The organism is Haloferula chungangensis (assembly GCF_042664875.1).
GTDB lineage: Bacteria > Verrucomicrobiota > Verrucomicrobiia > Verrucomicrobiales > Akkermansiaceae > Haloferula > Haloferula chungangensis.
On sequence record NZ_JBHTBS010000001.1, the window covers coordinates 402985 to 415338 of the forward strand.

Sequence of the window (12354 nt, forward strand, 5' to 3'; positions counted from 1 at the left end):
GCGCCGGGGGCCAAGCGGGAAATTCCCGTACCTTCGATGCGTCATCCGAAACTATAGCTCATGAAATCGTCGGTTTCCGCCCGCCTGAACGCGGACATTCTGGAAGAAAAGTACGCTCTTTGGAGTGAAGACCCCAGCTCCGTGGACGGAACTTGGGGGGCTTTTTTCGAAGGTTTTGAGCTTGGGTGCGCCCAGCTGAAGCCGCGTGGGGCTGCTGCTGCCACTACCGCCACATCTGCCTCCGGTCCGGCTCCCGATGGGGATTTGGCCTTCTACGGGAAGGTGGTCAGCCTCGTCTACAATTACCGGACGCTTGGCCACACTCAGGCGGACATCAACCCGATCGGTGCTCCCGAGAACAATCCACGGCTGGCGCTCAAGCAGTTTGGATTTACGGAAGCGGACCTGGATCGCGAGGCATCCAATCCGTTTTTCCGCGATGGCGCGAAAATGAAGCTGCGCGACATGCTCGCCGCACTTTCCGTCACCTACTCGGGACCGATTGGTTTTGAGTTCATGCACATCCACAATACCACGGTGCGTCACTGGGTCCGCGAGCGGATCGAGCGTCATGCCCTGCGTGAAGTGGATCCGCCTAACAGGCAGTACAAGTCGCTGGCTTGGTTGCTGGAAGCGGAAGCTTTTGAAAGTTTTGTCGGCAAGAAGTTCCTCGGTGAAAAGCGCTTCTCGCTCGAAGGAGGGGAAGGTGCCATGGTGATCCTCAATTCGATCCTGAACGCGTGCCCGCGCGAGGGTGTTCTCGAAATTGAAATGGGCATGTCCCACCGCGGCCGCCTCAACGTGTTGGCCAACTTTCTTGCCAAGTCGCTGCCGACCATTCTTTTCGAATTCACTCCGAACTACGTGCCCGATCTCGTGGCGGGTGATGGCGATGTGAAGTATCACCTCGGCTATGAGGGAGTCCGCAAACTTGAGGATGGTGAAGTCCGGGTGAGTCTTGCTGCAAATCCGAGCCACCTCGAGGCGGTGAACTCCGTGGTTGAAGGGAAAGCCCGTGCGCGCCAACGCTTCATTGGAGACGACGGCTCCACCACCGACCGCAAGCGAGTGCTTCCGATCTTGATGCACGGCGACGCGGCTTTTGCCGGTCAGGGATCAGTGGCCGAAGTACTCAACCTTTCGCAGCTCCCCGGCTACCGCACAGGCGGCACGATTCACATCATCGTCAACAACCAGATCGGTTTCACGACGATGCCAGCTGACGCACGGTCATCATCGTATGCGACGGATGTTGCGAAAATGATCGAAGCACCGATTCTTCACGTGAATGGTGAAGAGCCCATGGAGCTCTACTGGGCCGGCATGTTTGCGCTCGAGTTCCGCCAGAAGTTCGGTCGGGACATCGTCATCGACATGTATTGCTACCGCCGTCAGGGGCACAACGAAACGGACCAGGCAGCCTTTACCCAACCTCACATCTACCGACAGCTCGAAGGGCGCGATACCGTGGGGCAGATCTACAAGAAGAAGCTTGTTGCGGAAGGCGTGATATCGGCTGATGAGGCGGACGAACTGGACAAGAAAATCTGGGATCGGCTCGAAGATGGCTACAAGAAGATGCTCGAGTATGAAGCCGCCGGGGATCGCACGGTCTTCAGTGGTTCCACTGCGGTTGCGCAGGAGTCCTACAATCACGCGCCGGTGCCCACGGGGATTTCAAAAGAGGTGATTCAGCGTGTGGGCAAAGTGCTCACCACGGTCCCCGATGGATTCCATCTGCATCCGACATTGGCAAAACGTTTCGTCCCGAGGCGGATCGAGGCTCTTGAAAAGGGTGGTCCGATCGATTGGGCATTCGCCGAGTCACTGGCATGGGGCGCGTTGCTTCTCGAAGGCAACCAGGTCCGACTTTCCGGACAGGATTGCCGACGCGGAACCTTCTCCCAGCGCCACGCGGTGTTTTACGATTCCGAGACGCGCGAGCGCTACATTCCGCTTCAGAATCTCGATGAGAATCAGGCCAAGTTCTGCGTCTATAACTCGCTACTTTCGGAGTTCGCGGTGCTTGGATTCGATTACGGATATTCGCTCGGAGCTCCGAACATGCTGACGATGTGGGAAGCGCAGTTCGGCGACTTTTCGAACGGTTGCCAGGTGATCATCGATCAGTTCATTTCTTCAGCGGAATCGAAGTGGCAAACCCCGAGCGACATCGTCCTACTTCTGCCTCATGGCTATGAAGGCATGGGTCCGGAGCACTCCAGTGCGCGGTTGGAACGCTTTCTGCAACTATGCGCCGAGAAGAACATGATCGTCGCGAACTTCACCACACCTGCGCAGTATTTCCATGCGCTTCGCCGGCAGAAGAAGCGCGGATTCCGCAAGCCGATGATCGTGATGACGCCGAAGAGCCTGCTGACCCGGCCTGAAGCCGTATCCCGACTCGACGAATTTGGCGAGGGCTCATGTTTCCAGGAGATTCTCCCTGATTCGATGACCTTCGATGACCCATCCCGAGTCAACCGAATCATCTTCTGCACGGGCAAGGTCTACTATGATCTCCAGGCTCACCGTAAGGAGCATGATATCAAGAACTCGGCGATCATCCGGATCGAGCAGCTATATCCGTTCCACAACGAGATGCTTGAAGCGATCATCAGCCAGTATCCTTCCGCCGCGAAGTATGTCTGGTGTCAGGAGGAACCGCTCAACATGGGTGCCTGGTCCTATATCTTCCCAAGGCTCGAAAGAGTGCTGGGACAGAAAGTCCGCTACGCGGGCCGCGACCGGGCGTCGAGTCCGGCTGCCGGTTCCAAGGCAATGCATTACCGCGAACAAAAGGCGCTGATCGATAGCGCATTTTCCGTCTGATCTAATTTTCCGTCTGATCTATCATTCTCCCTCCTCAGAATTCCTTTTCCATGCCCACACAAGTCAAAGTTCCTGCAGCCGGTGAGTCGATCACCAGTGCGAACGTCGCCAATTGGCACAAGAAAGACGGCGATACCGTCGAGAAAGGTGACGTCCTCGTCACCATCGAAACCGATAAGGTCTCGAACGAACTCGTTGCGGATGTTGGCGGGCTTCTCAAGGTGCTCGTCAAAGAAGGCGAAGAGGTCGCCATTGGAACCGTCATTGCCGAGATCGATGAATCGAAGGCCGCGGCATCAAATGAGACCTCATCCGCACCGAGCGAGCCCAAGGCGGCCCCCGCAGCTTCGGAACCGGCAACTTCTGCAGAAGGAAAAGTCATCGAAGTGAAGGTCCCCGCAGCCGGTGAGTCGATCACCTCTGCGAATGTAGCGGCTTGGCGGAAGCGGGATGGAGATTCGGTTTCCAAAGGCGAAGTTCTGGTAACTCTTGAGACCGACAAGGTTTCCACCGAACTGGAATCTGAAGAATCCGGAGTTCTTGAAATCATCGTGCCGGAAGGCGAGGAGGTTTCGATTGGAACCGTGATCGCCAGAATCACCGTCGGTGCGACGAGTGCCAAGGCTACGGAAAAGCCCGCTGAGAAGCCTGCCGCCGCAGCTGAAACGAAGGCCGCTCCGGTGGAGAGTCCCAAGCCGGCGGCCGCCGCTGAAAAGGCGAAACCAGATTTCGGGGCACTTCTTGCCAGCAAGGAAAAGGTCGATCTAACACCCGTGAGTGAAGGTCGGACCACGCGCAAGAAGATGAGCATGTTGCGTCGCAAGATTGCGACCCACCTCGTCAATGCCCAGCAGACCGCTGCCATTCTAACAACCTTTAACGAAGCCGACATGTCGGCGGTGATGAACCTTCGCAAGGAGGTGCAGGATGAGTTCATCAAGAAGCACGGAGTGAAGCTCGGTTTCATGTCGTTCTTCGTGAAAGCCGTGGTCCAGGCACTCAAGGATGTGCCGGCGGTAAACGCTCAGATCGAAGGGACGGACATCGTGGAAAACCATTTCTATGACGTCGGTGTGGCGATCGGAACCGAGAAGGGACTCGTCGTTCCGGTCTTGCGGGATTGTGACGAAAAGGGCTTTGCGGAAATCGAAAAGGATATTCTCGACTACGCCGGAAAGGCCCGCGATGGGAAGATGCAGATCGAAGACCTGCAAGGTGGTGTGTTCACGATTTCGAACGGCGGCACCTACGGCTCCCTGCTCAGCACACCAATTCTGAATCCGCCACAGAGCGGTATTCTCGGAATGCACACCATCCAGCAACGCCCCGTGGCCGTGAACGGAAAGGTCGAGATTCGTCCCATGATGTATCTCGCACTGAGCTATGATCACCGCCTGGTCGACGGCAAGGAGGCGGTGACTTTCCTGATTCGGATCAAGGACTGCATCGAGAATCCGACGCGCCTTCTGTTGGAGATGTGACCCGAGGAGTGGCGACTTGAGTCGCCAGCTGATTCCTGCCCGAATCCCATGACCAAGTTCCGACCCTGCATCGATCTCCATTCGGGGAAAGTGAAGCAGATTGTCGGGGGGACGCTTCGTGACGATGGTCCCGGGCCGAAGGAGAACTTTGTCGCGGAGCAGGGCTCGGCGTGGTTCGCGGAGAAGTTCAAGAACGACGGACTGGAAGGCGGCCATGTGATCAAGCTCGGTCCGGGCAATGAGGAAGCTGCGCGGGCAGCTCTAACGGCTTGGCCGGGTGGCCTGCAGATTGGTGGCGGCATCGATCTCTCGAACGCTGCGGGATGGTTGGAATGGGGAGCCAGGCAGATCATTGTGACTTCCTGGTTGTTTGAGGACGGCCTCCGATTTTCCCAAGATCGCGTCAAGCAGCTCGCCGAGAAGATAGGCGCGGACAAGCTCGTCATCGACTTGTCCTGCCGCCGGACCGCCGAGGGATGGATCGTTGCCACCAACCGCTGGCAGACGATGACTGATCTGACGCTAAGTGCGGAAACCCTCGAGCGTCTCGCACCCCATTGCGCCGAGTTCCTGATTCATGCCGCGGATGTTGAAGGGCTTTGCGGCGGGATTGATCGCGAGCTGGTTGAGATGTTGGGAGCCTGGGCAGGCCGGCCCGTGACCTATGCCGGTGGGGCGGCATCAATGGATGACGTCCGTCTGGTCGACGAGCTAAGTGGCGGTCGTGTGGATGTTACTGTTGGCTCCGCGCTCGATCTTTTCGGCGGATGTGGGGTTCGCTACGATGAGATTGTCGAGTGGAACCGGAGGGGTATGCCTGAGTCAAATCCGGCGGACCATTGAGTCGACTGGTGCCTGGGCTTGCTGAGGCTTCGGGGTTTCCAGGGTGCCGGGTTGGAAGCTTTGCATGGCAAGTTTTCCGGCTTTGCGGATCTCAGATGCTGGGCTTGAGTGGTGGCCGTGAGTGCCAAGCAGGATTTCGGCTTTTTGCCAAAGGGCTTTGATCTGGAGCCTGAGCTTCTTGATCAGATCAGTGCCCGTTCAGGGATCCAGCGCTGTCTGATAGGGCACGATGAGTTGCTGCTGATTGTCCATGAGGTACCGCAAGCGGGGGTTCCCGAGCGGGAGCCGCTGGTTTTTTGGCGGACGCCGGCAGGGGGCTGGTTCGGACCCGATTCAAGGAAGGGACTCGGACAGTTGTCAGCGCTTCTGGAACGCTATCATGCGGTGGTGGATGAGTATGAGGCGGTGATCGACGAGTCGGAAGGCGCGGCGGAAGTTTTCAAGGTCTTGCGCCATGCAGGCCCTCTGGCGAGGTCGACAAGAAACATGCTGGTGGCAATTGAACAGGCCTGCACTCATGACGACGACAACCGGGAGCTGATGACGTTAAAGGACCGAGGGAGGGAGTTGGAGCGGGCCGCGGAGCTTCTCTATCATGATGCCAAATTGGTTCTGGATTTCCAACAGGCCGAGCGAGCCGAAGAACAGCAGGCCGCGACCGAGCGACTGAACACCATCGCGTTTCGCCTCAACCTGATGGCCGGGTTCTTCCTGCCGCTCGTGGGCATTGGTGGCTTGATGGGGATGAATGTTGATTTGCCGGAGTTCGTGCACTCCTGGTTCTGGGGGATCTTCTTCGGGGGGCTGCTGTTGGGAGTCGTGGTTCTCTTTCTGGTGGGATGGAAGACAGGAGGAAGGGAATGACTGGTTTGTGGCTATTACTCGGCGGGGTGGCGTTGATCATCGGATTTGCGCTCTGGCATTCGAAAAGACGAAAGGATCGCAGGACGGCGCTGCGTGCCTTGCGCCTGAGTGATGAGGACCGGGAGACGGTCAGGCGGGTCTTTGCCTTGTGGGCGGAAATTCCGGAGGAAATCCGGATGAAAACAGAGGGCTGGATGCATGTGTTTCTCGATGAGAAGTCATTCGAGGCCTGTGGTGAGCTTGAGGCAGTGACCCGCGAAATGAAGTTGGCGGTGGCGGCGCAAGCATGTCTGCTGATCGCGCATCGCCCGCAGGACTACTATGAACGCTTGAAATCAGTTCTGTTGTACCCGGGTGCCTATCGGGCCCTCGATGGAGATGGGGACTCGGATGTGCGTCTCGGGGAGTCCTGGGGAACCGGGAGCGTGGTCTTGGGTTGGAAGAGCATCCTGCAAGGAGGGCGAAATGATGAGGACGGGCACAATGTGGTGCTCCATGAATTCGCCCATCAACTCGATCAGGAAGACGGCGCAGCCGATGGCGTCCCGGAGCTCGATGACGGCGATGACTATGGCCGCTGGTCACAGGCATTTACGCCATCCTATGATGCCTTCTGCGAGCGGGTGAATGCGGGGAAGCGAAGTGTTCTCGATGATTACGGAGCAACCAATCCGGCCGAATTTTTTGCGGTGGCGACGGAGACCTTCTTCGAAAAGGCGAAGGCCATGAAACGGCAGGAACCGGAAGTTTACGGAATGCTGGTGGAGTTCTACGGGATGGATCCTTCGCAGTGGTAGACGGGAAAGGGTGAAAATTCCGGGATTGTGGCGAAGGGGTGATGAATCTAAATCAAGGGGCGATGGCGAAATGGTACTACTCGTTGAATGGCGTCCAGCAAGGGCCGGTGGATGATGAGGAAATGCGAGCGATGCTGGCTTCCGGAATGATTCAGGCGTCGACCTTGGTCTGGCGTGATGGGATGGATCGCTGGGTACCGCTGGCGAGTCAGCCGGAGTGGTCGAGCCAGATTGCTTCGCCGATGGGCACGCCGATTCCAGCCTACAGCGTGGCGCCTCCGACCAATGGACTGGCAATCGCAAGCATGGTGCTCGGTTTGCTTTCGATGCCGATCATGCTGGGATGTGCTTTTGGAATTCTCGCGGCGATTCCCGCGGTGATTTGCGGACATCTTTCGCTCGGTCAGCTCAAGGTTAACGCGTTTCAGACTGGGCGCGGCTTTGCCATCACCGGGATCGTGACAGGCTATCTGACGATTCTGATTACGCTGATTGCCGTCGCGGTCTTCGGGTTCGTAATCGCCAAGGACATCAAGTGAATCATGCTGCGGCGGATCTTTCTCATCGCACTTTTTCCCGCCCTAACAGCGATCGGGTTGATCTTGGCTGGTGGAGGTTTTCTGGATTCCGGGAGGATGCCGCCATGCCTGATCCATGAGTGGACGGGGCTGCATTGTCCGGGCTGCGGTGGCACCCGTGCCTTTCAGGCTCTGGCGCGACTCGACCTGATGGGAGCGCTGCGCATGAACTCACTTGGGACGCTGTTTGTCCTCGGTGTTGCGCTGCTGGTTTTCCGAACGAGTTGGGAGGCGGCCTTCCCTCAGTGGCGCTGGCGAAGGTTACCGTTTGATGAGCGCTGGTTGTGGGGGGCGCTGATGATGATGGTCTGCTTCACGGTGCTGCGTAACGTGCCGAGCTGGCCGTTCTGCTTGCTGGCGCCGCACTGAGTCATCGACGCAGAAGCTTGGCGACGTGCTTGGCGAGAACGTCGGCCTCAAGATTCACCCGCTGTCCCGCCGCTCGCCCGGAGAGATTGGTCCGCTCCATGGTGTGGGGAATGATCCAGAAACGAGCAAGGCTTCCCTCCAGCTCGGCGATGGTCAGGGAAATGCCATCGATGGCCAATGAGCCCTTATCAATGCAAAGCTCGGCGATGGCGTCGGGGAGGCGAATCTCTAACAGGTGGTCCTGACCCCGTGGCTCAAGCGTTTCGATGATGCCGATGTCATCGATGTGGCCTTGGACAAAATGACCGCCGAGTCGATCACCGGCGCGCAGGGCACGTTCGAGATTGACGCGGTGCCCAGCCGCCAGATCCCCGAGGGAGGTCACCTTGAGAGTCTGCGTCAGGACATCGAAGGAGGCCTCGGATTCCGAGGATTCGACGACCGTGAGGCAGCAGCCGTTGATGGCGACGGATTCACCGAGCGTGAGTTCGCTGGCGAAGGGGATGTCGATTCTCAGGCAGGCCTGGTCACCGCGTGCCTCAAGGCTGAGGACGCGGCCAGTGGATTCGACAAGGCCGGTAAACATCGATTTTACTCGGGGTTGAGGCTTTCGGCGGGAGGTGCGACTTCCTCGACCTTGGCTTCTCCCGGAACTTCCTTGCTGAACATTTCGTCAATGCCGGCGTCCGGGAAGAAATACATGCAGCATGCGACGATGATGGTCGGGATGATGGCACCGGCAGCAAGCTTTCCGGGTGAGACACCATCGCCGAAGAATTTGCCGAGAAGCGCCTGACCTGCGGGGTTCGGAGCGTTGGCGATGACGGTCAGACCACCGCCGGTGACAGCACCTGCAAGCACCGCATACTTCAGGCTCGCAGGCAGGCCTTCGACTTGGCTGGCGAGGAAGGTGATGGCGGCATTGTCATTGAATGAAGTGAGGATGATCGAGCCGATGAAGAGTGGGGCCTCGGTGAGCGAGCTGATGATCGGAGCGAGCCACCAACCCTGAAGGCCGCCGTGAATGACGAGTCCTGCAAGGAAGAATCCGACGAGCACCGGTCCCTTCAGGTTGATCGGATGCTGGTGGTGGGCGGTCGCCATGCGGAAGGCGAGGAAGAAGAGGAAACCGAGAATGAAGATTTGCGGGTAGTGGGCAAAGTAGACGGTGAAGCCCATGAAGCCGAGGTGGACCAGGGTGATCCAGAGGGGGATGGGGCCGTGGCCTTCGTTAAGGTCGCCTTTTCCGTCGCCATCGGTATCGGCGAGTTTCTTGCCCATCTCCTGGAGTTCTTTGCGGAAGATCGCGTAGTAAAGTAGGGTGGAAGCGAGGATGGCGACGATGGCCTTCTCACCAAAGTGGATGAACATTTCAGGAGTGGTCAGATCCCACTTCTCAGGTGAGGCCACCATCAGGACGGGTGGAGCGGCGAAGTTGGTGAGCACACCGCCGACCGAGATGTTGACGAAAAGCAGACCGAGCGTGGCGTAGGCGAATTTGGGTGACGGCTTGAGGCGGTAGAACTTCTTGGCGAGAAGCATGGCGGCAATGGTCATGGCCCCAGGCTCGGTGATGAAGGATCCGAGAACGGGAGCGACAATGAGCAGCGAAAGCCACCAGGCGGAAGGTGTCTGTTTTCCGAATCGGGCGAAGAAGCTCAGGCAGTCTTCGGCGAAATTGAGAACCGGGCGGGTGGATGAGAGAGCCATGATGACGACCACGAACATCGGTTCGGTGAAGTTCACACCGGTCATGTAGGCTTCTACTGCGTTGACATCGTAGAAGTAGAACATGGCGCCGAGCAGGGCGATGACCCAGATTCCGAAGATCGCTTCGACCTCGCCAAGGAAGTGCAGCATGGTGGCCTTGAAGCTCACCATGTCCGAGGCATGGGCGGGGAGGCCTTCCTTTTCCATGGCCCGCCGGATTCGGGCATCGTGTTCGTGCTGAACGTGGTGGGCCTTCTTGGTGAGTGGGACGGCGAAGAAGGTGTGGATAATCGCACAGACGAAGATGATCGTCGCAACCAGAAGGAAGGGAGCTTGCGAGGCACGGAACTTGATCTTGTCCATGATGTTCACGATGCCCGCCTCCTTCTCCTGGGCGGCGAAGTTGCCCATTTGTTCGACAAACTTGGGGTGCTCCGAGGCCATGCCGCCTGCTGCAAAGAGCGACGGCGAAAGGAAGGCGAAGATCAGGGCGAGAATGATAATGAGACGTGTGTTCATTGGAAGTTCCGGAAACGAAGACCGCGCGAGTGTGCCCTTGATTCTCCATCTCGCAAGGAAAACGGGTCCGGATTGCATCGATCGTTGGAGCTGTTTAGTCTCGCGCCATGATTCGTCGTCTTTCGTGGCTTTCTTCGGTCCTGATTCTAGCTTCCTGCGGAACCTCCGAGGATCCTTTCGAGACCGAGCCGAACCCCTTCGGAGCCACTGGCATACCGGCGGCGCTTCGCCGGGGTGATGGCCAGGGGGGCACGCCCATCGCACCGGGCGGGATCTCGGATGAGATGAAAAACAATCCGGGAGTGGTACTGGATCCGAATGAGATCGTCTACACGGATCCGGATGCGGAGGATCCCGACAGCTTGCCGACCGAGCTGGACACGCTTCTATCAGAGGCCCCTCAGGAGGGGCCTTGGAGCAAGAGTTACACGAATGTTTTCAAGAGGGCGCGGCGTGAAGACAAGCCGGTGCTCATCTGGTTCACTGATTCCCAGAACAGCGTGAACTGCAAGATGCTGAGTCAGGAGCTTTTCGGTGATGTGGAGTTTGAGGAGTGGGCAGAGGAAACATTTGTCCGACTGCAGGTGGACAGCCGGGTGAGTGGCGACAATGGGGACGAGGTCGCGCGCAGAAAGGACTACGTCCAGGAGCTGAAGAAGCGCTTCAAGGTGCTCGGCACACCGATGCTGGTGGTCCTGACTCCCGCCGAGGATGTGATCATGCGGGAAAAGGGCTACGTCCGGGGACAGGCGAATTTCAAATGGGGGCAACTTCGTCAGGCGGCCGAGGTGGCATCCAAAAAGCATCAGGCGTGGAAGTCGAAGATGGAGAAGAAGGGTTATCGAACCTGGAAGGATCCGCGCGGGCGGAAAATTTTTGCCAAACTGGTGGCTTACAAGGATGGAGAGCTTGTCATCGTCGAGCCGGATGGAACCCGCGCGCGGACCAAGGAGAAGAATCTTTCCCCTGCAGATCAGGACTGGATCGCCCAGCAGAAGCGCGCGAGAGGAATTGAGTGAGACTGGCGGTTGACCGATGCCGATTTTCCCCGGAATACTCCCCGCGGATTTCTCTCACAGAACAATGGAAAACGTCATCATCATCGGAACCGGCTGCGCGGGATACACTGCGGCAATCTACACGGCACGCGCGAATCTCAATCCCCTCATGCTCACCGGCACCCAGCCGGGGGGGCAGCTGACGACGACGACCGAGGTGGAGAACTTTCCTGGATTCCCGGAGGGCATCATGGGTCCCGAGCTGATGATGAACATGCAAAAGCAGGCCGAGAAATTCGGTACGCGGATCGAGTTCGCCCAGGTGGAAGGGGTCACGAAGATGCCTGCGGGTCACTTTGAAGTGAAGTTGGCCGACAAGACGCTCGAAGCGAAAACGGTGATTGTCTCGACCGGTGCGGCGCCGCGTCACATGGGGATCGAAGGCGAGCAGAAGCTGATCGGTCACGGTCTGACTTCCTGCGCGACCTGCGATGGTGCTTTCTATCGCGATGTGCCGGTCTGCGTGATCGGTGGCGGCGACAGCGCTTGTGAGGAGGCGAGCTTCCTGACGCGATTTGCGAGCAAGGTGTATCTCATTCACCGTCGCGACGAGTTGCGCGCTTCGAAAATCATGGCTGAGCGTGCTTTGGCCAACGAGAAGATCGAGCCAGTGTGGAACAGCACGGTGATCGACTACCTCACCGATGATGCCGGTGAAATGCGCGCGGTGAAGCTGAAGAATACGGTGGACGGCAGCGAGAGCGAACTCGAAGTGGCCTGTGTCTTCGTAGCGATCGGGCACGTGCCTAACAGCGCGTTCCTCGGTGATCTCGTCGACAAGGATGAGAACGGCTACATTCTTCAGAACCTAGGTAAGACGACGACCAAGACGGAAGGTCTTTTCGCCGCCGGCGATGTGGCGGATCACGTCTACCGTCAGGCGATTACTGCTGCGGGCCAAGGCTGTGCGGCCGCACTCGAGGCAGAGCGCTATCTCGCTGAAAAGGAGGAGTGATCGGTCATACCCTCGGGCATTCCGCTTGGCAGCTGAGTCGGTGACGCTAGGCTTCTGGCGATGAGCCGGAAGCGTGGGAGTCAATGGGCGGTGAACAAGGGAATCGCGGAAGCGGTCCTGCGTGATCGCGGGCAGCGGCGGAGTGCGCTTGGCGGTTTTGCCTTTGGAATGCTCGGGATGCTGGCGCTCGGGCTGTGGGGCATCGACGACTGGTTGAATGAGTCGATTCTGCGCTTCGGACTCTACTGGGGTGCCTGCGGACTACTCTGTCTGTTCGTGCTGCTTTTCGCGCTCTTCGATGCCCTCGCGACATTGAAGGAGGAGCGCGAGCGGCAATGAGACAGGTGC

The 12354-nt window shown here is 58.2% G+C and carries 12 protein-coding genes; 10 read left to right on the forward strand and 2 right to left on the reverse strand.

From position 1 onward, the window contains the following. Window positions 1-60 precede the first annotated feature (60 nt). The 7 genes from ACFQY0_RS01710 (at window position 61) to ACFQY0_RS01740 (ending at window position 7764) form a co-directional block, all read left to right on the forward strand. A complete protein-coding gene (locus tag ACFQY0_RS01710) occupies window positions 61-2832 on the forward strand; it encodes a 2-oxoglutarate dehydrogenase E1 component (RefSeq protein ID WP_379708426.1) in 2772 nt (923 codons plus the stop codon). A 50-nt stretch (window positions 2833-2882) separates the two neighbouring features. After that, complete coding sequence (gene sucB / locus ACFQY0_RS01715; RefSeq protein WP_379708428.1) at window positions 2883-4313, forward strand: dihydrolipoyllysine-residue succinyltransferase; 1431 nt, start codon at window positions 2883-2885, stop codon at window positions 4311-4313. Between the two features lie 48 nt (window positions 4314-4361). Further along, the gene (hisA, locus tag ACFQY0_RS01720) at window positions 4362-5156 is read left to right on the forward strand and encodes a phosphoribosylformimino-5-aminoimidazole carboxamide ribotide isomerase (RefSeq protein WP_379708430.1); all 795 of its coding nucleotides are present in this window, start codon (window positions 4362-4364) and stop codon (window positions 5154-5156) included. 117 nt (window positions 5157-5273) lie between these two features. Beyond that, window positions 5274-6020 carry a CorA family divalent cation transporter gene (locus ACFQY0_RS01725; protein ID WP_379708432.1) on the forward strand — a complete coding sequence of 249 codons (747 nt, stop codon included), beginning with the start codon at window positions 5274-5276 and terminating at the stop codon, window positions 6018-6020. Beyond that, complete coding sequence (locus ACFQY0_RS01730; RefSeq protein WP_379708434.1) at window positions 6017-6817, forward strand: M90 family metallopeptidase; 801 nt, start codon at window positions 6017-6019, stop codon at window positions 6815-6817. The genes ACFQY0_RS01725 and ACFQY0_RS01730 overlap by 4 nt, the downstream gene beginning before the upstream one ends. 41 nt (window positions 6818-6858) lie before the next feature. Beyond that, a complete protein-coding gene (locus tag ACFQY0_RS01735; RefSeq protein ID WP_379708436.1) occupies window positions 6859-7356 on the forward strand; it encodes a GYF domain-containing protein in 498 nt (165 codons plus the stop codon). A 3-nt stretch (window positions 7357-7359) separates the two neighbouring features. After that, window positions 7360-7764, forward strand: coding sequence for a DUF2752 domain-containing protein (locus tag ACFQY0_RS01740; protein ID WP_379708438.1), 405 nt, complete (start codon window positions 7360-7362; stop codon window positions 7762-7764). Between the two features lies 1 nt (window position 7765). Here ACFQY0_RS01740 and ACFQY0_RS01745 read toward each other — a convergent pair whose 3' ends face one another. Continuing rightward, complete coding sequence (locus tag ACFQY0_RS01745; RefSeq protein ID WP_379708440.1) at window positions 7766-8350, reverse strand: riboflavin synthase; 585 nt, start codon at window positions 8348-8350, stop codon at window positions 7766-7768. A gap of 5 nt (window positions 8351-8355) precedes the next feature. Beyond that, entirely contained in the window at window positions 8356-9993 is a 1638-nt protein-coding gene (locus ACFQY0_RS01750) for a putative Na+/H+ antiporter (RefSeq protein ID WP_379708442.1), read from the reverse strand. Window positions 9994-10100: 107 nt separating this feature from the next. Here ACFQY0_RS01750 and ACFQY0_RS01755 point away from each other — a divergent pair, with 107 nt between their 5' ends. From ACFQY0_RS01755 to ACFQY0_RS01765, 3 genes are all read left to right on the forward strand, one after another. Beyond that, the gene (locus tag ACFQY0_RS01755) at window positions 10101-11012 is read left to right on the forward strand and encodes a thioredoxin fold domain-containing protein (protein ID WP_379708444.1); all 912 of its coding nucleotides are present in this window, start codon (window positions 10101-10103) and stop codon (window positions 11010-11012) included. Between the two features lie 64 nt (window positions 11013-11076). Beyond that, window positions 11077-12006, forward strand: a complete 930-nt coding sequence (gene trxB / locus ACFQY0_RS01760) for a thioredoxin-disulfide reductase (protein WP_379708446.1) — start codon at window positions 11077-11079, stop codon at window positions 12004-12006. A gap of 60 nt (window positions 12007-12066) precedes the next feature. Further along, window positions 12067-12345, forward strand: a complete 279-nt coding sequence (locus tag ACFQY0_RS01765; protein ID WP_379708448.1) for a hypothetical protein — start codon at window positions 12067-12069, stop codon at window positions 12343-12345. Window positions 12346-12354: the final 9 nt, after the last annotated feature.

Bases quoted from the DNA above. Each gene is read 5' to 3' on its own strand.
- ACFQY0_RS01710 (WP_379708426.1), top strand. From the start codon at position 61: ATGAAATCGTCGGTTTCCGCCCGCCTGAACGCGGACATTCTGGAAGAA.
- sucB (WP_379708428.1), top strand. From the start codon at position 2,883: ATGCCCACACAAGTCAAAGTTCCTGCAGCCGGTGAGTCGATCACCAGT.
- hisA (WP_379708430.1), top strand. From the start codon at position 4,362: ATGACCAAGTTCCGACCCTGCATCGATCTCCATTCGGGGAAAGTGAAG.
- ACFQY0_RS01730 (WP_379708434.1), top strand. From the start codon at position 6,017: ATGACTGGTTTGTGGCTATTACTCGGCGGGGTGGCGTTGATCATCGGA.
- ACFQY0_RS01735 (WP_379708436.1), top strand. From the start codon at position 6,859: ATGAATCTAAATCAAGGGGCGATGGCGAAATGGTACTACTCGTTGAAT.
- ACFQY0_RS01740 (WP_379708438.1), top strand. From the start codon at position 7,360: ATGCTGCGGCGGATCTTTCTCATCGCACTTTTTCCCGCCCTAACAGCG.
- ACFQY0_RS01745 (WP_379708440.1), bottom strand. From the start codon at position 8,350: ATGTTTACCGGCCTTGTCGAATCCACTGGCCGCGTCCTCAGCCTTGAG.
- ACFQY0_RS01750 (WP_379708442.1), bottom strand. From the start codon at position 9,993: ATGAACACACGTCTCATTATCATTCTCGCCCTGATCTTCGCCTTCCTT.
- ACFQY0_RS01755 (WP_379708444.1), top strand. From the start codon at position 10,101: ATGATTCGTCGTCTTTCGTGGCTTTCTTCGGTCCTGATTCTAGCTTCC.
- trxB (WP_379708446.1), top strand. From the start codon at position 11,077: ATGGAAAACGTCATCATCATCGGAACCGGCTGCGCGGGATACACTGCG.
- ACFQY0_RS01765 (WP_379708448.1), top strand. From the start codon at position 12,067: ATGAGCCGGAAGCGTGGGAGTCAATGGGCGGTGAACAAGGGAATCGCG.